Below are 19,856 nucleotides of genomic sequence, written 5' to 3' on the forward strand. Positions count from 1 at the left end.
GCCCTCACTGTGGCCGTCGACGGTTTCGCGGAGCCGCCCGCGACATGTCATCTTCGTTTCGACATCCCGCGTCGTGTTACGCGCAGGTTTCGCGGGCGGGACTCAGTCGAGCAGCGCGTCGACGAAGTCCGCCGGCTCGAACGGCGCGAGGTCGTCGGGACCCTCGCCGAGGCCGACGAACTTCACGGGCACGCCGAGCTCGCGCTGCACGGCGATGACGATGCCGCCCTTCGCGGTGCCGTCGAGCTTCGTCAGCACGATGCCGGTGACGTCGACGACCTCGCCGAAGACGCGCGCCTGGGTGAGGCCGTTCTGGCCCGTGGTGGCGTCGATGACGAGCAGCACCTCGGTGACGGGGGCCTGCTTCTCCACGACGCGCTTGACCTTGCCGAGCTCGTCCATGAGGCCGGACTTGGTGTGCAGGCGGCCCGCGGTGTCGACGAGGACCACGTCCGCGCCGGTCGTGATGCCCTCCTTCACCGCCTCGAAGCCCACGCTGGCGGGATCGGCGCCCTCCTCGCCGCGGACGATCGGCACGCCCACGCGGGCGCCCCACGTCTCGAGCTGGTCGGCGGCCGCGGCGCGGAACGTGTCGGCGGCGCCGAGCAGGACGGTGCGGTCCTCGGCGACGAGCACGCGGGCGAGGCGGCCGACCGTGGTGGTCTTGCCGGTGCCGTTGACGCCCACGACGAGCACGACTCCGGGCACGCCGTCGTCGCCCGTGCTGCGCAGCGTGCGGTCGAGCGAGGGACCGACGAGGCCCAGCAGCTCCTCGCGGAGCACCTGCTTGGCGCGCACGGGGTCCTTGACGCCCTCGGCGGCCAGGCGGGCGCGCAGGTTCGTGACCAGCTCGGTGGTGGGACCCACGCCGACGTCAGCCGCCAGCAGGGTGTCCTCGATCTCCTCCCACTGGTCGTCCGTGAGGTCGCCGCCGCCCAGCAGGGACAGCAGGCCCTTGCCGAGGCTCGACTGCGAGCGGGACAGGCGGGAGCGCAGCCGCGACAGACGGCCGCGGGGCGCCTCCGGACGCTCGAGCGTGGGTGCCGGCGGCTCCTCCTCGAGGACACCGGCCTCGAGCTCCTCGACCTCGTCGAGGTCGACCTCGCGCAGCTCGGGGTGCTCGATCTCGCGCTCGGTCAGCTCGTCCATCACGTCCGGCGGCGGGAGCTCCCGGCGCTGGTTCGCGATGAGGTACGCCAGGCCGCCACCGAGGACGACGACGGCGACGGCGATCAGGACGACAAGGGTCGTGGTGGTCACGGGTCCACCCTAGACAAGCGGACGACGTCGTCGAAGCAGGCCAGCACGGCCGGGCTGTGCGAGATCACCACGAGGCTGCGGCCGCCCGGGCCCGCCAGGGCCAGGACGTCGTCCATGAGCGCGGCCGCGGTGGGAGCGTCGAGGTGCTCGGTGGGCTCGTCGAGCACCAGCACCCGGTGGTCGGCCAGCAGCAGTCGAGCGAGGCACAGGCGCTGGCGCTCGCCGCCGGAGAGCCGGCCACCGTGCTCCCCCACCGGCGTGTCGAGGCCCTGCGGCATCGCGTCGACCGCCGTGAGCAGCCCGGCCGCGTCGAGGGCGGCGCGCAGGCGGTCCTCGTTCGCGTCGGGGTCGGCGATCCTCAGGTTCTCGCGGATCGACGTGTCGAACACGGCGTCGTCCTGTCCGAGGTAGCCGATGCGCGAGCGCACGTCGGCCGCCGTGAGCGCGCTCGTGTCGACCCGGCCGAGCGTGACCGTGCCGTGCCACGTGGGCAGCAGCCGCAGCAGCGCGTAGGCCAGCGTGGACTTGCCGACGCCGCTGGGGCCGGTGACCGCGATCGTGCCGCCCTCGTCGACCTTGAACGAGACGGGCCGGGTCACGGGGCCGTCCCAGCCGACCGTGACCTCGTCGACGACGAGCACCGACGACGTCGGGAGCGTCCGCGGCGCGGCCGGGTCCCTCACGGGCTGCGGCAGGTCGCCCAGTGCGGCCAGGCGGGCCGCCGCCGCGGTGACCTCGGGTCGCAGCCGCTCGGCCTCGGACCAGCCGTCCCAGGGCTCGACCAGGGCGATCGGCGCCAGCAGGACGACGCCCACCAGCACGGGATCGACCCCGCCCGACCAGGCGGCCAGGACGGCGACCGTGAGGCCGGCGACGCCGAGCACGACTGCCGAGCTGAGCCCGGCGACGCTGGCGCCACCGGACTGGGCCGTCTCGGCGTCGCGCGTCGCGGACGCGGCGATCTCACGCGCCCGGTCGGCGGCGCCGAAGGCGACGAGCTCCCGCGCGGCGACCGCGGAGGCGGCGACCTCGGCCGACAGGCGGCCCTGGGCCGCGGACCGTCCGCTGCGTGACGCTCCGACCAGCGCGACGGCCCGTCGCAGGGCCAGCGCACACACCGCGACGCCGGCGGCGATGACCACGCCGGACCTCAGGTCGATGGCAGCGACGACGCCGACGACCGCCGAGGTGGCGGCCAGTCCGACCCACCACGGGATCCGCAGCCGCAGCAGCCGGTCCTGCAGCCGCGCGACGTCGGCGACGACGCGGCTGACGAGGTCGCCGCGGCGCAGGTCGCCGAGTCCGGCGGGAGCGACGCGGTCGAGGTCGGTGTAGGTCGCGACACGCTGCTCCACCGCGTCGGCGAGGGCGACGTCGTGCGTGGCGAGGCGCTCGACGTAGCGCAGCACCGACCGTGAGATGCCGAAGAAGCGCACCGAGACGATCGCGACCATGAGGTAGAGCACGGGAGGCTGCTCGGCGGCGCGGACGATGAGCCAGGCCGAGGCCAGCAGCAGGCCGACGGCGGCCAGCTGCGCGGCCACGCCGGTGGTGAGGCCGAAGCCCAGGCGCGTGCGACGCGAGTACGTGCGGCTCATGCGGCCACCTCCACGACCCGGTCTGCCGCGGCCACGGTCTCGGGGCGGTGGGTCACGACGATGACGGTGGCGCCGGAGTCAGGGAGCGCCGCCAGGACGGTGGCCTCGTGGCGGGCATCGAGTCCGGCCGTGGGCTCGTCGAGCAGTACCAGCCACGCACCCGATCGCCGCACCCGCAGCAGGGCGCGGGCCACCGCGACCCGGCGTCGCTCCCCCGCCGACAGGTCGGTCGTGCCCTCGCGGACGACGCGGTCGAGACCGAGGTCGAGTCCGGCGTCCAGCGCGGCCGACGCGATCTCCTCGCGGGAGGCGTCGGGCTGGCCCAGCGCCACGTTGTCGGCCAGCGTGCCGGCCACGAGGTGCGGTGTCTGCGGCACCCAGGCCACGGACTCACGCCACGCCGTGACGTCGAGGTCGGCCAGGGGTGTGCCACCCACCGACACCTCACCGGCGTCGAGCCGCTCGAAGCCCAGCAGCACGTCCAGCAGCGTGGACTTGCCACCGCCGGAGCGGCCGACCACCGCGAGGAACTCCCCCGGCTCGACCGTCAGGTCGTCCACCGCGAGCGAGGTGGCGGTGCGCCCCGGGTGGGTCAGCCGGGCGTCTCGCACGGCGATCGGCGCGGGACCGGCCGGCGGCGCCTGCGTGCCCTCGTGCCGCTCGTGGTCGAGCAGGTCGAGCAGCTCGGCCGTGGCGGTCGCGCCCTCGGTGCTGTCGTGGAACATCGTCCCCACCCGTCGCACGGGAAGGTACGCCTCGGGCGCCAGCAGCAGGACGAACATCGCGTCGCGCAGCTCGAGGTGCCCCTCGACCACGCGCAGGCCCACGCTCACGGCCACGAGGGCCACCGAGATCGTCGCGATGAGCTCCAGCACGAGCGACGACAGGAACGCGAGCCGCAGCGCGCGCATCGTCTCCAGGCGGTGCCGGTCGCCGACCTCCCGGATGCCGCGCTCCTGACGACGTCCGAAGACCTTCAGGACGACGAGGCCGTCCAGCACGTCCGTGAAGTGGCGCGCCAGCCGCTCCATCGCGGCCCAGCGACGCTCCACCCGGTCGCGGGTGAGCACGCCGACGAGCCACATGAACACGCCGATCAGCGGCAGCGTGACGACGATGATGACCGCCGAGAGCAGGTCGGTCCACGCGATGCACACGATCACCGCGGCCGGCACGATGATCGCCAGCGCGAGCTGGGGCAGAAACCGTCCGACGTAGCCGTCGAAGGCGTCCATGCCGGGACCGAGCAGCGCGACGAGCCGGCCGCTCTCGGGACGCGCGCCGACGCGCCGCGGGTCCAGCAGGTCGTCGACGACCTCGGACCGGAGCTCGGCCTTGACGCGGATCGCGGCGCGCTCGCTCACGACGCCGTGGGCCCATGCGATAGCCGCCCTCAGCCCGAACGCCGCGGCGATGACGAGCGGGAGCAGCAGCACCTCGCGGCCGACGAAGCGCCGGGAGACGACCTCGGCGATGCACCACGAGACGCCGATGATGAGCACGGCCGTGAGCGCGCCCAGGGCCACCGACCACACCAGGTGGGTGCGGACGGTGGCCGAGCGGCGGACCAGCCGGGGGTCGAGGGGTCTCACGCCGGGATGTGCTGCACGCCGATGCGCTTGCGGAACACCCAGTACGACCACGACTGGTAGATCAGCACGATGGGCGTGAACGCCACCGCGACCCACGTCATGATCTTCAGGGTGTACGGCGTCGACGCCGCGTTCTCGGTGGTGAGGCTGAACGCCGGGTCGAGCGTCGACGGCATCACGTCGGGGAACAGCGAGACGAACAGCATGATGACGACCGCGGCGATCGCGAGCGCCGTGCCGACGAAGGCCCAGCCGTCCCGCTCGGCGCGGCTCGCGGCCAGCGCCCCGAGGAACGCCGCCGCGGCCACCGCGCCGATGATCCAGACGATCGCATCGCCGTCGCGCGCTGCCGTCCAGCCGATGAAGGCCACCGCGAGCAGCGCGGCGACCACGCCCACCCGCTGCGCGAACGCGTGCGCCCGCACCCGGATGTCGCCGACGGTCTTGAGCGCCACGAAGATCGCGCCGTGCGTCAGGAAGACCGCGGTGGTCATGACGCCGCCGAGCAGCGCGTACGGGTTCAGCAGGTTGAAGAAGCCGCCCACGTACTCGTGCGACTCGTTCAGCGGGACGCCGCGCACGATGTTCGCGAAGGCCACGCCCCACAGCAGCGCGGGGATGAACGAGCCGACGATGATCGCCCAGTCCCAGCGGTCGCGCCAGGCCTGGTGGTCGCGCAGCCCGCGGTACTCGAACGCGACCCCGCGGATGATCAGCGCCACCAGGATGAGGAAGAGCGGCAGGTAGAACCCGCTGAACAGCGTGGCGTACCACTCCGGGAAGGCGGCGAACAGCGCGCCGCCGCCGACGATGAGCCACACCTCGTTGCCGTCCCACACGGGGCCGATCGTGTTGACGAGGACGCGGCGCTCCTTCTCGTCCTTGGCCAGCAGGCCGACGAGCATGCCGACGCCGAAGTCGAAGCCCTCCAGGACGAAGTACCCGACGAACAGGAAGGCGATCAGGATGAACCAGACGGTGGTGAGTTCCATGGCGGGTCTCCTCAGTACGCGAACGCCAGCGGGCGGTCGGAGTCGTCGTCGTGCCGGGGCGGGTTCGCGTCGGGCAGGCCCTTGCCGATGAAGCGCAGCAGCAGCTTGACCTCCACGACGGCCAGCGCGCCGTACAGCAGCGTGAAGCCGATCATCGACGTCCAGACCTGCGCGGCGGAGACCGACGGCGAGACGCCGGCCTCGGTGGGCATGAGGCCAAACACCACCCAGGGCTGGCGGCCCATCTCGGTGAAGATCCAGCCGAACGAGTTAGCGAACAGCGGCAGCAGCGGCAGGACGATGGCCGTCCACAGCAGCCAGCGGGTGGAACGGGCTCCCTGCCGTGGCAGTCGTCCCTTGCGCAGCGTCCAGAGAATCCAGGCGCTCGCGGCCATCGCCGCGAAGCCCAGGCCCATCATGAGGCGGAAGCTCCAGTACGTGACCGGGATGTTCGGCGAGAAGTCGGTCAGGCCGGAGTCGGCGTAGGTCTCGGCGTACTCGGCGTTGAGCGAGTTGATGCCGCGGACCTCGCCGTCGAAGCTTCCGGTGGCCAGCTGCGACAGCAGGCACGGGACCTCGAGGCTCCACAGCGGCTTCGAGCCGTCGAGCGTGCCGATCGTGAACACCGAGAACGGCGCGCACTCGTCGGCGTCCTCGTAGAGAGCCTCGGCGGCGGCCATCTTCATCGGCTGGACCTCGGTCATGACCTTGCCCTGGATGTCGCCCGTGATGACGACGCCGATGCCGGCGATCAGCAGGGTGATCGCGCCGAGCCTCGCCGCCCCGCGGAACGCGTCGGCGTCGCGCTCGGGCCGGCGGATCAGGTGCCACATCGCCACGGCGGCCACGAAGCCGCCGCCGACCATGAACGCGGCGAACAGGGTGTGCGGCACGGTGATCAGCGCGACCTTGTTGGTCAGCACCGCCATGAAGTCGGTCAGCTCGGCCCGTCCGCGCTCGGCGTTCATCGTGTAGCCGACCGGGTTCTGCATGAACGAGTTCGCGGCCAGGATGAAGTAGGCCGAGAGCGCCGTCCCGATCGCGGCGATCCAGATCGTCATGAGGTGCAGGCCGGGCTTGAGCCGGTCCCAGCCGAAGATCCACAGGCCCAGGAACGTCGACTCGAGGAAGAACGCGAGCAGACCCTCGATGGCCAGCGGGGCGCCGAAGATGTCACCGACGAAGCGGCTGTAGCTGCTCCAGTTCATGCCGAACTGGAACTCCTGCACGATGCCGGTGACGATGCCCATCGCGAAGTTGATGAGGAAGAGCTTGCCGAACAGGCGGGTCAGCCGGAGCCACTGCTCGTTCCCCGTCCGCCACCAGACGGTCTGCATGATCGCCACGAGGAACGCCAGGCTGATCGTCATGGGGACGAACAGGAAGTGGTAGACGGTCGTGATGCCGAACTGCCACCGGGCGAGGTCGAGTGCTGTTTCCACACGGGTCCTTCCGACGTCAGGTCACTCCGTTGTGACCTGCCTGCCCGTGATGCTAGGAGTCCAGAGGGTCAGGAACTCCGGCTCAGACAGCGCTTGTGAGAGTTGTCACAAGCGGCTCGAGCACCGCCCGGATCTCGTCGGGAACCGGGGTGACCGTGCGGTCCTCCCCCGTGACGTAGACGTGCACGAAGCGGCCGATCGCGGCGGGCTCGGGGTCCTCGCCCTGGTACAGGCCGATCTCGTAGACGACGCTCGAGGTGCCCAGCTTCGTGACCGCCAGACGGGCCTCGACGTCGAGCGGGAACCGCAGCTCGCGCTTGAACTGGCACGAGGTCTCCGCCACGATCCCGTAGGCCGGCAGCCGGCGGATGTCGACCCCGGTCTCGCGGATGAGGTAGCCGTTCACGGCGGTGTCGAAGTACGAGTAGTACTTCACGTTGTTGACGTGGCCGTAGACGTCCTCGTCCTCCCACCGCGTGGTGATCGTGTACGTTCCGGGGCGGCTCATGCGGACTCCTCCTCGCGCAGGCGCTGACTGATGACGGCCGACACGCCGTCGCCGCGCATCGTGACGCCGTAGAGGGCGTCGCAGACCTCCATCGTGCGCTTCTGGTGGGTGATGACGATGAGCTGCGAGTTCGCGCGCAGCTCTTCGTAGATCTCGAGCAGGCGCCCGAGGTTGGTGTCGTCGAGCGCGGCCTCGACCTCGTCGAGGATGTAGAACGGGCTGGGTCGCGCCTTGAACAGCGACACCAGGAACGCCACGGCCACGAGCGAGCGCTCGCCGCCGGAGAGCAGCGACAGTCGCTTGACCTTCTTGCCGGGCGGGCGCGCCTCGACGTCGATGCCCGTGGAGAGCATGTCGGACGGGTCGGTCAGCACGAGGCGTCCCTCGCCACCGGGGAACAGCCGCGAGAACACGTCGTTGAACTCGCGCTCGACGTCGGTCCACGCCTCGGTGAAGACCTGCTCGACCTTCGCGTCGACCTCCTCGACGATCTCCAGCAGGTCCTCGCGCGTCTTCCTCAGGTCGTCGAGCTGCTCGGAGAGGAACTGGTGGCGCTCCTCCAGCGCGGAGAACTCCTCCAGCGCGAGCGGGTTGACCTTGCCCAGCATCGCGAGCTCGCGCTCGGCGGTCTTGAGGCGCTTGGACTGCTCGGCGCGGTCGAACGGAATCGGCTCGATCTCGCCGGAGTCGTCCGCCTGGCCCTCGACGCCGATCGGCAGCACCATCTGGTCGGGTCCGTACTCGGCGACCAGGGTGTCGGGCTCGATGCCGAGCTCCTCCAGCGCGCGCTCCTGCAGGCTCTCGAGGCGCAGCCGCAGCTGGGCGCGCGCCATCTCGTCCTTGTGCACCGAGTCGGTCAGTCCCTCGAGGTCGGACGACAGCCCGCGGACGGTGGAGCGGGCCTCCTTGAGGCGCTGCTCGCGGTCGGCGCGCGAGTGCTCGATCTCGACGCGGGTGCGCGTGGCCTCGGCGTAGGACTCCTCGAGACGCTGGAGCGTGGTCTCGGCGGCGCGCAGGACGGCCGTGGCGGTCTCGGCCTCGCGGCGGCGGCGCTCGGCGCGCAGGCGGGCGCGCTCACGGGCCTCCCGCTCTGCCTCCGCGGCCTCGAGCAGGGACTGGACCTGGGCGCCGAGCGCCTTCGCCCGCTCCTCGGCGGTGCGCAGCGCCAGCCGCGCGTCGGTCTCGGCGCGGCGGGCGCCCGAGGCGGCCTCGGCGAGTCGCTCCATCTCGGTCGTGTCGGGCTCGACGTCCGGGGCCTCCTCGGCCGCGGTGAGCCGCTCCTCCAGCTCGGACAGGCCGGCGACATCGCGGTCGCGGGCCTCCTCGGCGGCGGCGATCGCGGCCTGGAGGCGCTCGGCCTCGGCGGCGGCCGAGCGGCTGGTGGTGCCCAGCTGGGCCAGCTTCTCGGCGACGGCGGACATCGAGGCGTCGGACTCGTGCAGGCGGGCCAGCGCGGCGTCCACGCGGTCCTGCGCGGCCTCCGCGGTGGACTTCGCCTTCTCGGACTCGAAGCGCAGGGTCTCCAGCTCGCGGCCGGTGCGCTCGATCGTCTCGGTGGCCTCGTCGATCGCGGCGGTGACCTCGATCAGGCTGGGCGCCGAGCTGGAGCCGCCCTCGGCGAAGTGGGCGCCGACGCGGTCGCCGTCGGCGGTGACGGCGGTGACGTCGGGCAGGGACGCGACCAGCTGCTTCGCGGCGGCGAGACCGTCGACGACCGCGACCTTGTGCAGCAGCCGGCGCAGGGAGCCGCGCAGCTCGGCGGGTGCCTCGACGAGCGACTCGGCGTAGACCGCGCCGCCGGGCAGCGCGGGCCAGTCGTCGGTGGAGACGTCGCCCGAGCCCAGCAGCAGGCCGGCGCGGCCGAGGTCCTCCTCGCGGAGCAGGTGCAGGGCGTCGATCGCGGAGTCGACGCGGTCGACGGCGACGGCCTCGGAGGCCGAGCCGAGCGCCGCGCCGACGGCGGCCTCGTGGCCTCCGCGCACGGTGATGAGCGCGGCGACGGAGCCGAGCAGGCCGTTGAGGCGGTCGGACGCAGCCAGCAGGGCGCCCGAGCCGTCCTTGCGGTTGAGGCCCAGCTCGAGGGCCTCCTTGCGGGCCGTGGCGGTGGCCACGCGGCGCTCGAGCTCGTCGCGCTTCGTGGTGAGCTCGGCGACGGCGGCCTCGGCCACCGACAGCCTCTCCTCGGCGGTCTCGAGCTCCTCGTCGAGGCCGGACTCGCCGGCGCTCAGCCCGGCGATCGTGCTCTCCAGGGCGCTGAACTCGCGCTGCGACTCGTCGGCGCGCTGGCGCGCCTCGGCCTGGGCGGCGGTGAGGCGCCCGATCTCCTCGTCGGCGGCGGCGGCCCGGCTCTTGAGCCCGTTGACCTGGCCGTGCAGCCGGGCCAGTCCCTCGCGCCGGTCGGCGGCGGCGCGCAGGAGGCCGGCGATCCGACGCTCCTCGGTGGAGTACGCCTCCTCCGCCTCGCCGCGGCCGGTGATCGTGGCCTGCAGCGCCTCGGCGGACGTGGCGACGTCGGCCTCGAGCTCGACGAGCCGCTCCTGGGCGCGGCGGGCGTCGGCCTCGAGCTCCTCGGGATCGCGGCCGTCGACCCGGTCCGACGACGCGTCGGCGGCCAGGCGGATGCGGTCGCGGGCGACGTTGGCGGTGCCGTGGAACCGCTCGCGCAGGCTGCCGAGGGCGTAGACGGTCTCCTGCGCGCGGGTCAGCAGCGGGGCGTCGGCGGCGAGCGCCTGCTCGAGCTCGGCCTCGACGGTGCGGGCGTCGGCGAGCGCCTTCTCGACCTCCTCGCGACGGGCGCGCAGCGCGTTCTCGTCGGCGAGCTCGGTCTCGATCGTGGTGCGCGCCGCGACGATGTCGTCGGCGAGCAGGCGGGCGCGGGCGTCGCGCACCGTGGCCTGGATGCCGGCGGCCCGGCGGGCGACCTCGGCCTGGCGGCCGAGCGGCTTGAGCTGGCGGCGCAGCTCGGTGAGCACGTCGTTGAGGCGCGTGAGGTTGTCCTGCGTGGCGTCGAGCTTGCGGAGCGCCTTCTCCTTGCGCTTGCGGTGCTTGAGGACGCCCGCGGCCTCCTCGACGAAGCCGCGACGCTCCTCGGGCGTGGCGCGCAGCACCGAGTCGAGCTGACCCTGGCCGACGATCACGTGCATCTCGCGGCCGATGCCGGAGTCGCTCAGCAGCTCCTGGACGTCGAGCAGGCGGCACGTGTTGCCGTTGATGGCGTACTCGGACCCGCCGCTGCGGAACATCGTGCGGCTGATCGTGACCTCGGCGTACTCGATCGGCAGCGCGCCGTCGGAGTTGTCGATCGTGAGGACGACCTCGGCGCGACCCAGCGGCGCGCGGCCGGCGGTGCCGGCGAAGATGACGTCCTCCATCTTGCCGCCACGCAGCGTCTTGGCGCCCTGCTCGCCCATGACCCACGAGAGGGCGTCGACGACGTTGGACTTGCCGGAGCCGTTGGGGCCGACGACTGCGATGATGCCCGGCTCGAGCGCCAGCGTCGTCGACGAGGCGAAGGACTTGAATCCCCGCAGCGTGAGGGTCTTCAGATACACGCGGCCAGCCTAGTGCCTGCGATGGCGGCCACCGCAGGGGAAACGCCGCTGGGGGTCAGCGAGCAGCGGACTCGAGCAGCTCGGCGAGGTCACCGTCGTGGACGGTCTCGGCGAGCCGGGCGAGGAGGCCGTCGTTCTCGGCCTTCATCCGCAGCACCTCGTTCTCGAGGTCGCTGATCCGGCGGCGCAGGACCGCGACCTCGTGAGCGTGCTCAGGGGACGGGCCACCGACGTAGCCGTACAGCGCTTTGGCCATGTTCATCCTTGTTCAGGAGAGGTGGGATTCGACGGGCAGCGCGGGCGCTGCGCGTCTACCAGTGTCCCACCGGAGCGGGCTCCCGGTCAACCGGCCCGTCGTCCGTCCACCCACGCGGCGGTGACCCGCAGCTCGCTGGGGTCCAGCACGACGAGGTCGGCGGGCGTCCCGGCCGCGAGGGTCCCCAGCTCGGGCGCGCCGAGGGCGTGGGCGGGCACCGTGCTGGCGGCGCGGATCGCGGTGGCGACGTCGACACCGGCGACCCGGACGACGTTCGCGATGCAGGCGTCGAGGCGCACGGCGGCCCCCGCGATCGTGCCGTCGTCGCGACGCGCGGGCTGGTCCTCGGCGATCACGACGGGAGCGCCGCCGAGCTCGTACCGGCCGGGCGGCATGCCGAAGGTGGACAGGTCGTCCGTGACGAGCATGATCCGGTCACCCGCGCTGGCGAACGCGACCTGGAGGGCGATCGGGTCGACGTGGTGGAGGTCGGCGATGAGCCCCGGCGTCAGGCGCGGATCCGTGAGCGCCACGCCGACCACGCCGCCGTCGCGGTGCCTCAGTCCGCGCTGCGCGTTGTAGAGATGGGTCACGAGGGTCGCGCCGGCGTCGACGGCGCGGGTCACGGTGGGGTCGTCGGCGTCGCTGTGGCCGATGCTGACGCGGACTCCCGCGGTGACGAGGCGCTCGATGGCCTCGATCGCCCCCGGGAGCTCGGGCGCGAGGGTGACGTAGCCGAGGTCCGCTCCCCCGGCGGTCACGAGCGCGTCGATGCGCTCCGGCGTGGGGTCGACGAGGAAGGCCTCGTCGTGCGCGCCCTTGCACGCGGCGGCGATGAACGGCCCCTCCACGTGGGCGCCGAGCAGCCGGGTCGCACCGGGACGGCCGGCCAGGCGTGCGCGCTGGCGACGGTAGCCGCGCAGTTGCTCGGCGAGGTCGTCGACCGGGGCCGTGATGAACGTCGGCGCGATCGCCGTGACGCCCGTGGCGGCCAGGCCGTCGACGATGCGCTCCCAGTCGTCGTCGGTGGCGACGGCGAAGTCCGCTCCGTAGGCGCCGTTGATCTGCGCGTCGATCAGGCCGGGAGCGAGGATGCCGTCGTGGTGCTCGTCGGCCGCACGCGGCGGCGCGCCCGTGCCGGACGCCGTGATCAGGCCGTCCTCGACCTCGACCCAGCCGGGCTCGAGGTCCACGTCGACGTCGACGACCGCCGCAGCGCTGATGAGGTGTCCCACGAGACGGGACCGTACACGCTCGGACGGGCCGCCCTAGGGTGGAGCGCATGCGTCAGGACCTGTTCACCAGTCCCGAGGGCCAGTGGACCCCGGTCTCGCCCCAGCTCGCCACCGCGCGCGGACTCATTGGCACCGCCTGCGGCCTCGTCCTCGTGCTGATCTCCGTGGGCGCATGGCTCCCGCTGGAGGACACGCTCGGCGACTGGGCCCCGGTCCTGTGGCTGCCCGCCGCGATCGGCGTCGGCCTGATCGTCTGGATCTGGTGGTGGGCGCCCCGGAACCGCCGCAGCTGGGGCTACGCCGAGGCCGAGGACGACTTCGTGGTCCGCGGCGGCATCATGTTCCGTCGGCTCGTGGTGGTGCCCTACGGCCGCATGCAGTTCGTCGACGTGCAGTCCGGTCCGGTCGCCCGCGCCTTCGGGTTCGGCACGGTCACCCTGCACACCGCCTCGACCTCCACCGCCGCGGAGATCCCCGGCGTCCCGCTCGACGAGGCCAAGCGCCTGCGCGATCGGCTGACCGACCTCGGTGAGGGCCATGGCGCCGGCGTCTGAGGCGCACCGCACCCACCCCCTCACCGCCCTGCTCCAAGGGCTGATCTGGGGCGCGGGCGTCGCGGTGGCGCTGTCGTGGCAGATGCTCGACTTCGACGACCCCCAGTGGTGGGCGCTCGCGTCGATCCCGAGCGGGTTCGTCATCGGCGCGATCGCGGGCTGGGTCAGCTGGCTGTTCACGCGCTACGTCATCGACGACGAGGAGATCCGCGTCGAGCGCGGCGTGCTGTTCAAGTCCTCGCGCCGCATCCCGTTCGAGCGGCTCCAGTCCGTCGACATCAACGAGCCGCTCGTGGCGCGGGTCGTCGGGCTCTCCGAGCTCACGATCGAGATGGCGGGCGGCTCCGACTCGCGCACCCGGCTGCGCTTCCTGACGCTCACCGAGTCGCGGCGGCTCCGCCGGCTGCTCCTCGAGCGCGCCCACGGCACGCCCGAGGAGCACAGCGAGGACGGCGAGCCCGTGCCGTCGGAGATCCGCCAGGTGCTCCACGTCGTCCCACCGGACCGCATCATCCTCGGCACGCTGCTGTCGCTGGACTTCGTCGGCACGGTCGCCGCCGCGATCGCCTCGATCGTGTTCGCGGTCTTCACCGAGACGGGCTGGGCCCTGCTCGCGATCCTCCTCCCCACGCTGTGGGGCATCGGCCACATGATCACGAACCGGATCATCGCGCAGTGGGACTTCACGCTCTCGCGCCATCCGAGGGGGCTGCGGATCGAGCGCGGGCTGCTGAGCCGCAGCTCGCAGACCATCCCGTTCGATCGGGTCCAGGGCATCGGCGTCGTCGAGCCGATCGTGTGGCGGCGCTACTCCTGGCTGCGGCTCGACGTCGACGTGGCGGGCTACGGCGCCGTCAGCGACGAGAACGGTGGCGTCTCCTCGACCACCCTGCTGCCGATCGCCGACCGCGACCTCGCGCGACGGATCGTGGACGAGCTCGTCCCGGACCCGGAGCGCGGCACGGGCGAGAGGATCCGTCCCACGCGACGCTCGATGATCTTCGCCCCGATCGGCTGGCGCTACCGCTGGCTCGCCTCGACGGCGCACACCGTGACCACGGCCACCGGCTGGATCACTCGGCACCGCTCGGTCGTCCCGCACCACAAGGTGCAGTCGGTGGAGTTCTCCCAGGGACCGCTCCAGCGGTGGCGCCGGGTGGCCACGATGAAGGTGCACACCCCGGACGGACCCGTCTCGGCCCAGGCGCACCACCTCGACGAGGACGTCGCCCGCGCGACCACGTTCGACGAGGTCGAGCGTGCGCGGGCGGCGCGGAGGCTCACCCGCCGCTGATGTCGCTCTCGGCGTCGGCGTCCATGGCACCGGACATCTCGCGCGAGTCGAGCCAGCCCTCGGGCAGCACGACCTTGCGCGGCGACCCCTGGCGGCCGCGCGGCACGCCGAGCTCGGCGACAGGGAACGGCACGGTCGGGTCGAGCTCGGACAGCAACTCGTCGAGCGCGCGGTAGGAGCTCACGTGACCGAGCCGGTCGCGCACGCTGGAGCCCGCCGGGAAGCCCTTGAGGTACCAGGCGACGTGCTTGCGGAACTCGATGCTGCCGCGCTCCTCGCCCAGCCACTCCCCCAGCAGCTGGGCATGGCGGCGCATGACCTCCATGACCTCGCCCAGGTTCGGCAGCGTGGCGACGGTGCGGCCGTCGAACGCGGCGGCCAGGTCGCGGAAGAGCCACGGGCGACCGAGGCAGCCGCGGCCGACGACGACGCCGTCGCAGCCGGTCTGCTCGACCATCGCGAGGGCGTCGGAGGCCTCCCAGATGTCGCCGTTGCCGAGCACCGGGATGTCGACGGCGGCCTTGAGCTCGCCGATGGCGCTCCAGTCGGCGCGGCCGCTGTAGTGCTGAGCGGCAGTGCGGCCGTGCAGCGCGATGGCCGCCGCGCCGGTGTCCTGCGCGATGCGGCCGGCGTCGAGGTACGTCAGGTGGTCGTCGTCGATGCCCTTGCGGGTCTTCATCGTGACGGGCACGCCGTACGGCTCGGCCGCGTTCACGGCCTTCGTGAGGATCTGGCCCAGCAGCGTGGCCTTCCACGGCAGTGCGGAGCCGCCGCCCTTGCGGGTCACCTTGGGCACGGGGCAGCCGAAGTTGAGGTCGACGTGGTCGACGCCGTGGTCGGCGCACAGGATCTCCACGGCGCGGCCGACCGTGTCGGGGTCGATGCCGTAGAGCTGCACCGAGCGCACCTGCTCGCCCTCGGCGAACGTCAGCATCGACAGGCTGACCCGGTCGCCCTCGACGAGCCCGCGGCTGGTGATCATCTCGCACACGTACAGCCCGGCGCCCTGCTCGGCGCACAGGCGACGGAACGCGACGTTGGTGACGCCGGCCATGGGGGCGAGGACGACCGGCACGTCGACGTGGACGCGCCCGAGGTCGAGGCCCTGCGTCAGGACAGCCATCGGACCGCCGTCGTCACGTCGCCGGGCTGGAAGTCGACGGACTCCACCGCCGTGCCCTCCGGCACGAAGTACAGCAGGCAGCCGCGCACGGTCTGGCCGGCGGCCAGCGTGGCGCCCAGCCTCGGCGCCCTGCACGTCGAGAGGCCGGACGGGGCGGGCGTGGCCGGGACGAGCACGTCGCCCGCGGCGTGCACCCACCACGGCGCGCCCTCGGGGAACGCCGCATCGGCCGGGCCGCGATTGCCCATCACAACTCGAACGTAGTACGGCTGCATGCCCGCGGGCAGGGTGAACATCGCGAGGTCGCGGGCGGGCGCCTTCGTCACGCCGGCGACGCCGAGGGTGAGCGCGGTGGCGTCCTCGCCGTCGTCGGACGGGTAGTCGACGACGAGAGCCTTGCCCAGGCTGGTCTCGGAGGGGGCCGGGGCCTCCTCCGGCGCCGCGTCCTCGCCGCCCGAGCAGGCGGCGAGCACGAGCACCAGGGCCGCGGCGGCGAGCGCCCGCATGCTCAGCAACCGACGAGGCGCGACGCGAGGTACCCGCTGACCTGGTCCAGGCCGATGCGCTCCTGCGACATCGAGTCGCGCTCGCGGATCGTCACGGCGTCGTCCTCGAGCGTGTCGAAGTCGACCGTGATGCAGTACGGCGTGCCGATCTCGTCCTGGCGGCGGTAGCGCTTGCCGATCGCCTGCGCGTCGTCGAAGTCGACGTTCCAGTTCTGGCGCAGCTCGGCCGCGAGGTCGCGCGCCTTCGGCGACAGGGCCTCGTTGCGCGACAGCGGCAGCACCGCGGCCTTGACCGGCGACAGGCGCGGGTCGAGGCGCAGCACGGTGCGCTTGTCGACGCCGCCCTTGGCGTTGGGCGCCTCGTCCTCGGTGTACGCGTCGACGAGGAACGCCATCAGCGAGCGGTTGACGCCGGCTGCGGGCTCGATCACGTAGGGCGTCCAGCGCTCGTTGTTCGCCTGGTCGAAGTACGACAGGTCCTGGCCCGAGTGCTTGGCGTGGGTCGACAGGTCGAAGTCGGTGCGGTTCGCGACGCCCTCGAGCTCACCGAACTCCGAGCCGGCGAAGCCGAAGCGGTACTCGATGTCGACCGTGCGCTTGGAGTAGTGCGAGAGCTTCTCGGCCGGGTGCTCGTAGAGGCGCAGGTTGTCGGGGTTCACGCCGAGGTCGGTGTACCACTTCAGGCGCGTGTCGATCCAGTACTGGTGCCACTCCTCGTCCTCGCCGGGCTTGACGAAGAACTCCATCTCCATCTGCTCGAACTCGCGCGTGCGGAAGATGAAGTTGCCGGGCGTGATCTCGTTGCGGAAGCTCTTGCCGATCTGGCCGATGCCGAACGGGGGCTTCTTGCGCGAGGAGGTCATGACCTGCGAGAAGTTCACGAAGATGCCCTGCGCCGTCTCGGGGCGCAGGTAGTGCAGGCCCTCCTCGGACTCGACCGGGCCGAGGAAGGTCTTGAGCAGGCCGTTGAACATGCGCGGCTCGGTCCACTCGCCGCGGGTGCCGCAGTTCGCGCACACGAGGGTGGACATCTCGACCGCGTCGGGGTCGTCGAGGCCGTGCTTCTCGGCGTACGCCTCCTGGAGGTGGTCCTGGCGGTAGCGCTTGTGGCACTGGAGGCACTCGACCAGCGGGTCGACGAAGGCGGCGAGGTGGCCCGAGGCCTCCCACACGGGGGTCGGCAGGATCACCGAGGAGTCGAGGCCGACGACGTCGTCGCGGCTCTGCACCATCGAGCGCCACCACTGCCGCTTGACGTTCTCCTTGAGCTCGACGCCCAAGGGCCCGTAGTCCCAGGCGGAGCGGGTGCCGCCGTAGATCTCGCCGCACTGGTAGACGAAGCCGCGGCGCTTGCAGAGGCTGATGACGGTGTCGATGACTGATGCCATGGGAAGGAAATCCTGTCCGGCTGGATGTCGGCGGGCCACTGCGCGTCGTCGTGACAACGCGCGCCCGAGGTCAGCGATCCACGATACCCCCGGCCGGGAACGAGTCTGCTCGAACCCCTTGACGAGACTTAGTTAGTTTGGTGCACTAACTGCGTGACGACGACCACAGCGAACCGCCGAGCCGTGGGCAAGGTGCGTCCGGCCGACACCCGCCGGCACCACCGCACCCTGCTGCTACAGCACCTCGTGGACCAGGGCCCCACCACGCGGGCCGACCTGGCGCGCGAGACCGGTCTCACCCGCGTGACCGTCTCCGACCTCGTCGCCGAGATGCTCCAGGAGTCGCTCGTCGACGACATCGGCGCCCGTCCCGGCACGCACCTGGGCAAGCCCGCCACGCTCGTGGCGATCTCGGAGAGCGCGCCCGTCATCGTGGCCGTCGACCTCTCCGACGACTCCGGCTTCGACGGCGCCGTCGTCGACCTGCACGGCCGGGTCCTCCTGCGCGAGCAGGCCCCGTTCACCCGCGGTGCCGAGGCCGTGGACGACGTCTCACGACTCGTCTCCCGCCTCGTCGAGCGCGCTCCACGTCGCGTGCTCGGCATCGGCGTCGGCACCCCGGGCATCGTCGACGACGAGGCCGGCGTCGTCCTCCAGGCCCCGAACCTGGCCTGGGACGACGTCCCCCTCGCCGCCACCCTCGCCGAGCGTCACGGACTGCCCGTGTGCCTGGGCAACGACGCCAACATCGCCGCGGTCGCCGAGGGCGCCTTCGGCGACGGCGACGACGCCGGCCTGCTGATGGTCACGATCGGCCAGGGCGTCGGCGGCGGCATCCTCGTCGACGGCCACCCCGTGGCCGGTCCCCTGCGCTCGGCCGGCGAGATCGGCCACATCGTCGTCGATCCCGACGGCGCCGCCTGCGCCTGCGGCAACCGCGGCTGCCTCGAGACGCTGCTGAGCGCACCCGCGCTCCGCGCCGCCGGGTCGGACGCCGACCGCAGCCACGTCGGCGACCTCCTCGGCTCGGTCCTGACGCCGATCGTGACGACCCTCGGCATCGCCGACGTCGTCCTGCACGGACCGACCGACCTGCTCGACGGACCCGTGCTGGACGCAGCACGCGCGGCCGTCGCGCGCCAGAGTCTCCCCTTCGTCGCCCAGCGCATCAGGATCCGCCTGGTCGCCCACGACGAGCTCGTCCTGACCGGGGCGGCGGCGCTGGTGCGCCATCGCGAGCTGGGAGTCGTGTGAGGTGCGCCGCGCCGAACACTCCACCACCACCATTCATGGGAGGCACATCATGAAGCTCCGCAAGTTCGCGGCGAGCGCGGCCGTGGCCGGACTCGCCCTCACCGCGCTCGCCGCGTGCGGGAGCGGCGACGACGAGGGGTCGTCCGACTCCGGGTCCGACACCATCACGCTCTGGCTCGCCGGCAAGGAGGACACCCCGAAGGAGGCGTCCGACTGGCTCGAGAAGGAGTTCGCCGCGCAGCACGACGGCAAGACGCTCAAGATCGAGCGCATCGACTGGGGCGAGCTGCTGACCCGCCTCAACACCGCGCTGCCCAGCGACAAGTCGCCCGACGTGGTGGAGATCGGCAACACGCAGGCCGCCTCGTTCACCAGCATCGGCGCGTTCACCGACCTCACCGACAAGGCCGACGAGCTCGGCTCGATGGGTCCGGAGTCGTTCGTCGAGGCCGGCACGTGGGAGGACAAGCTCTACGCCGTGCCGTACTACTGGGGCTCGCGATACGTCTTCTACAGCAAGAAGGCCCTCAAGGACGCCGGGCTGGAGCCGCCGAAGACGCTCGCCGACTTCAGCACCGCCGCCGCGAAGCTGAAGACCGAGGGCGGCGACAAGTACAGCGGCTTCTGGCTGCCCGGCCAGGACTGGCGCAACGGCATCAGCTGGGTCTTCGCGCACGGCGGCGACATCGCCGTCCAGGAGGGCGACCAGTGGGTCGGCAAGCTGTCCTCTGCCGAGTCGGTGAAGGGACTCGAGCAGTGGCAGCAGCTGGCCCAGGACGCCACGACGGCGCCGAAGGACGGCAAGGACGAGGAGGCCTGGACGCCGTTCAACAACGGTGAGGCCGCGATGTTCATGGCGCCCAGCTGGGCGCGCTGGTCGGTGGCCGAGGACAAGGCCGAGGACCTCGGCGCGTTCGCGCTGCCGGGCGTCGACGGTGACGCGGCCCCGGTCTTCGCCGGCGGCTCGAACATCGCCGTCTCGGCCAAGTCGAAGAACCAGGACCTGGCCTTCGACGTGCTCAAGCTGATCTACAGCGACGACTACCAGCAGCTGCTCGCCAAGAACGGCCTCGGCCCGGCGAACGACGAGTTCACGTCCCTGATGGGCGACGACGAGTTCGCCACCGCGGCCATCGAGGCGGCCAGCAACTCCAAGCTCACGCCGACCTCGCCCAACTGGGCGGCCGTCGAGACGTCGAGCGTCATGGAGGAGTTCTTCGGGGCCATCGCGAGCGGCGAGGACGTCGCCACGGTCGCGAAGGCCACGGACGCCAAGCTCGAGGCCGAGCTCAACAAGTGACGC

16 protein-coding genes are annotated in these 19,856 nt (G+C 72.2%); 4 read left to right on the forward strand and 12 right to left on the reverse strand.

Features of this window, described 5'->3' with window-relative positions; all coding sequences use genetic code 11:
* Positions 1-102 precede the first annotated feature (102 nt).
* The 9 genes from ftsY to nagA form a co-directional block, all read right to left on the reverse strand.
* On the reverse strand, positions 103-1,260 hold the full coding sequence (ftsY, locus tag ACK99Q_RS12850; protein WP_410186515.1) for a signal recognition particle-docking protein FtsY: 1,158 nt from the start codon (positions 1,258-1,260) through the stop codon (positions 103-105).
* Complete coding sequence (cydC, locus tag ACK99Q_RS12855) at positions 1,257-2,858, reverse strand: thiol reductant ABC exporter subunit CydC (protein ID WP_410186516.1); 1,602 nt, start codon at positions 2,856-2,858, stop codon at positions 1,257-1,259. The genes ftsY and cydC overlap by 4 nt, the downstream gene beginning before the upstream one ends.
* Positions 2,855-4,450 (reverse strand): thiol reductant ABC exporter subunit CydD, encoded by a 1,596-nt coding sequence (gene cydD / locus ACK99Q_RS12860; protein ID WP_410186517.1) that lies wholly within the window; start codon positions 4,448-4,450, stop codon positions 2,855-2,857. The genes cydC and cydD overlap by 4 nt, the downstream gene beginning before the upstream one ends.
* The gene (gene cydB, locus ACK99Q_RS12865; RefSeq protein WP_410186518.1) at positions 4,447-5,442 is read right to left on the reverse strand and encodes a cytochrome d ubiquinol oxidase subunit II; all 996 of its coding nucleotides are present in this window, start codon (positions 5,440-5,442) and stop codon (positions 4,447-4,449) included. The genes cydD and cydB overlap by 4 nt, the downstream gene beginning before the upstream one ends.
* A gap of 11 nt (positions 5,443-5,453) precedes the next feature.
* Entirely contained in the window at positions 5,454-6,884 is a 1,431-nt protein-coding gene (locus ACK99Q_RS12870; protein WP_410186519.1) for a cytochrome ubiquinol oxidase subunit I, read from the reverse strand.
* Positions 6,885-6,966: 82 nt separating this feature from the next.
* Positions 6,967-7,392 (reverse strand): acyl-CoA thioesterase, encoded by a 426-nt coding sequence (locus ACK99Q_RS12875; protein ID WP_410186520.1) that lies wholly within the window; start codon positions 7,390-7,392, stop codon positions 6,967-6,969.
* Positions 7,389-10,943, reverse strand: a complete 3,555-nt coding sequence (gene smc / locus ACK99Q_RS12880; RefSeq protein ID WP_410186521.1) for a chromosome segregation protein SMC — start codon at positions 10,941-10,943, stop codon at positions 7,389-7,391. Before smc ends, ACK99Q_RS12875 begins: the two co-directional genes overlap by 4 nt.
* Positions 10,944-10,998: 55 nt before the next feature.
* A complete protein-coding gene (locus ACK99Q_RS12885) occupies positions 10,999-11,199 on the reverse strand; it encodes a hypothetical protein (RefSeq protein ID WP_179424446.1) in 201 nt (66 codons plus the stop codon).
* 86 nt (positions 11,200-11,285) lie between these two features.
* On the reverse strand, positions 11,286-12,434 hold the full coding sequence (gene nagA / locus ACK99Q_RS12890; RefSeq protein ID WP_410186522.1) for an N-acetylglucosamine-6-phosphate deacetylase: 1,149 nt from the start codon (positions 12,432-12,434) through the stop codon (positions 11,286-11,288).
* Positions 12,435-12,481: 47 nt separating this feature from the next.
* On the opposite strand from nagA, the gene ACK99Q_RS12895 reads away from it, so the two are divergent.
* Together ACK99Q_RS12895 and ACK99Q_RS12900 are read left to right on the forward strand one after the other, a co-directional pair.
* Complete coding sequence (locus tag ACK99Q_RS12895; RefSeq protein ID WP_410186523.1) at positions 12,482-12,988, forward strand: PH domain-containing protein; 507 nt, start codon at positions 12,482-12,484, stop codon at positions 12,986-12,988.
* A complete protein-coding gene (locus ACK99Q_RS12900; protein ID WP_410186524.1) occupies positions 12,972-14,282 on the forward strand; it encodes a PH domain-containing protein in 1,311 nt (436 codons plus the stop codon). The genes ACK99Q_RS12895 and ACK99Q_RS12900 overlap by 17 nt, the downstream gene beginning before the upstream one ends.
* Here the strand turns inward: ACK99Q_RS12900 and dusB are convergent.
* The 3 genes from dusB to ACK99Q_RS12915 are packed head-to-tail and all read right to left on the reverse strand — an operon-like array spanning position 14,269 to position 17,299.
* Positions 14,269-15,405: a tRNA dihydrouridine synthase DusB gene (gene dusB, locus ACK99Q_RS12905; RefSeq protein WP_410186525.1), complete on the reverse strand. Its 1,137-nt coding sequence runs from the start codon at positions 15,403-15,405 to the stop codon at positions 14,269-14,271. The genes ACK99Q_RS12900 and dusB overlap by 14 nt on opposite strands.
* Positions 15,393-15,911: a hypothetical protein gene (locus ACK99Q_RS12910; protein ID WP_410186526.1), complete on the reverse strand. Its 519-nt coding sequence runs from the start codon at positions 15,909-15,911 to the stop codon at positions 15,393-15,395. Before ACK99Q_RS12910 ends, dusB begins: the two co-directional genes overlap by 13 nt.
* 2 nt (positions 15,912-15,913) lie before the next feature.
* Positions 15,914-17,299, reverse strand: coding sequence for a glycine--tRNA ligase (locus ACK99Q_RS12915; protein ID WP_410186527.1), 1,386 nt, complete (start codon positions 17,297-17,299; stop codon positions 15,914-15,916).
* Between the two features lie 153 nt (positions 17,300-17,452).
* Between ACK99Q_RS12915 and ACK99Q_RS12920 the strand changes: the two genes are divergently transcribed.
* Positions 17,453-18,553, forward strand: coding sequence for an ROK family protein (locus ACK99Q_RS12920; RefSeq protein WP_410186528.1), 1,101 nt, complete (start codon positions 17,453-17,455; stop codon positions 18,551-18,553).
* A 49-nt stretch (positions 18,554-18,602) separates the two neighbouring features.
* Positions 18,603-19,853, forward strand: coding sequence for an extracellular solute-binding protein (locus tag ACK99Q_RS12925; protein ID WP_410186529.1), 1,251 nt, complete (start codon positions 18,603-18,605; stop codon positions 19,851-19,853).
* The last annotated feature ends 3 nt before the right edge of the window (positions 19,854-19,856 follow it).

Origin of the sequence: Aeromicrobium sp. MLTX1 (assembly GCF_046452335.1) — a bacterium.
In the GTDB taxonomy this organism is placed as follows: Bacteria; Actinomycetota; Actinomycetes; order Propionibacteriales; family Nocardioidaceae; genus Aeromicrobium.

Bases quoted from the DNA above. Each gene is read 5' to 3' on its own strand.
- cydB (WP_410186518.1), bottom strand. From the start codon at position 5,442: ATGGAACTCACCACCGTCTGGTTCATCCTGATCGCCTTCCTGTTCGTC.
- ACK99Q_RS12900 (WP_410186524.1), top strand. From the start codon at position 12,972: ATGGCGCCGGCGTCTGAGGCGCACCGCACCCACCCCCTCACCGCCCTG.
- dusB (WP_410186525.1), bottom strand. From the start codon at position 15,405: ATGGCTGTCCTGACGCAGGGCCTCGACCTCGGGCGCGTCCACGTCGAC.
- cydC (WP_410186516.1), bottom strand. From the start codon at position 2,858: ATGAGCCGCACGTACTCGCGTCGCACGCGCCTGGGCTTCGGCCTCACC.
- ACK99Q_RS12925 (WP_410186529.1), top strand. From the start codon at position 18,603: ATGAAGCTCCGCAAGTTCGCGGCGAGCGCGGCCGTGGCCGGACTCGCC.
- ACK99Q_RS12885 (WP_179424446.1), bottom strand. From the start codon at position 11,199: ATGGCCAAAGCGCTGTACGGCTACGTCGGTGGCCCGTCCCCTGAGCAC.
- ACK99Q_RS12915 (WP_410186527.1), bottom strand. From the start codon at position 17,299: ATGGCATCAGTCATCGACACCGTCATCAGCCTCTGCAAGCGCCGCGGC.
- ACK99Q_RS12875 (WP_410186520.1), bottom strand. From the start codon at position 7,392: ATGAGCCGCCCCGGAACGTACACGATCACCACGCGGTGGGAGGACGAG.
- ACK99Q_RS12895 (WP_410186523.1), top strand. From the start codon at position 12,482: ATGCGTCAGGACCTGTTCACCAGTCCCGAGGGCCAGTGGACCCCGGTC.
- ACK99Q_RS12910 (WP_410186526.1), bottom strand. From the start codon at position 15,911: ATGCGGGCGCTCGCCGCCGCGGCCCTGGTGCTCGTGCTCGCCGCCTGC.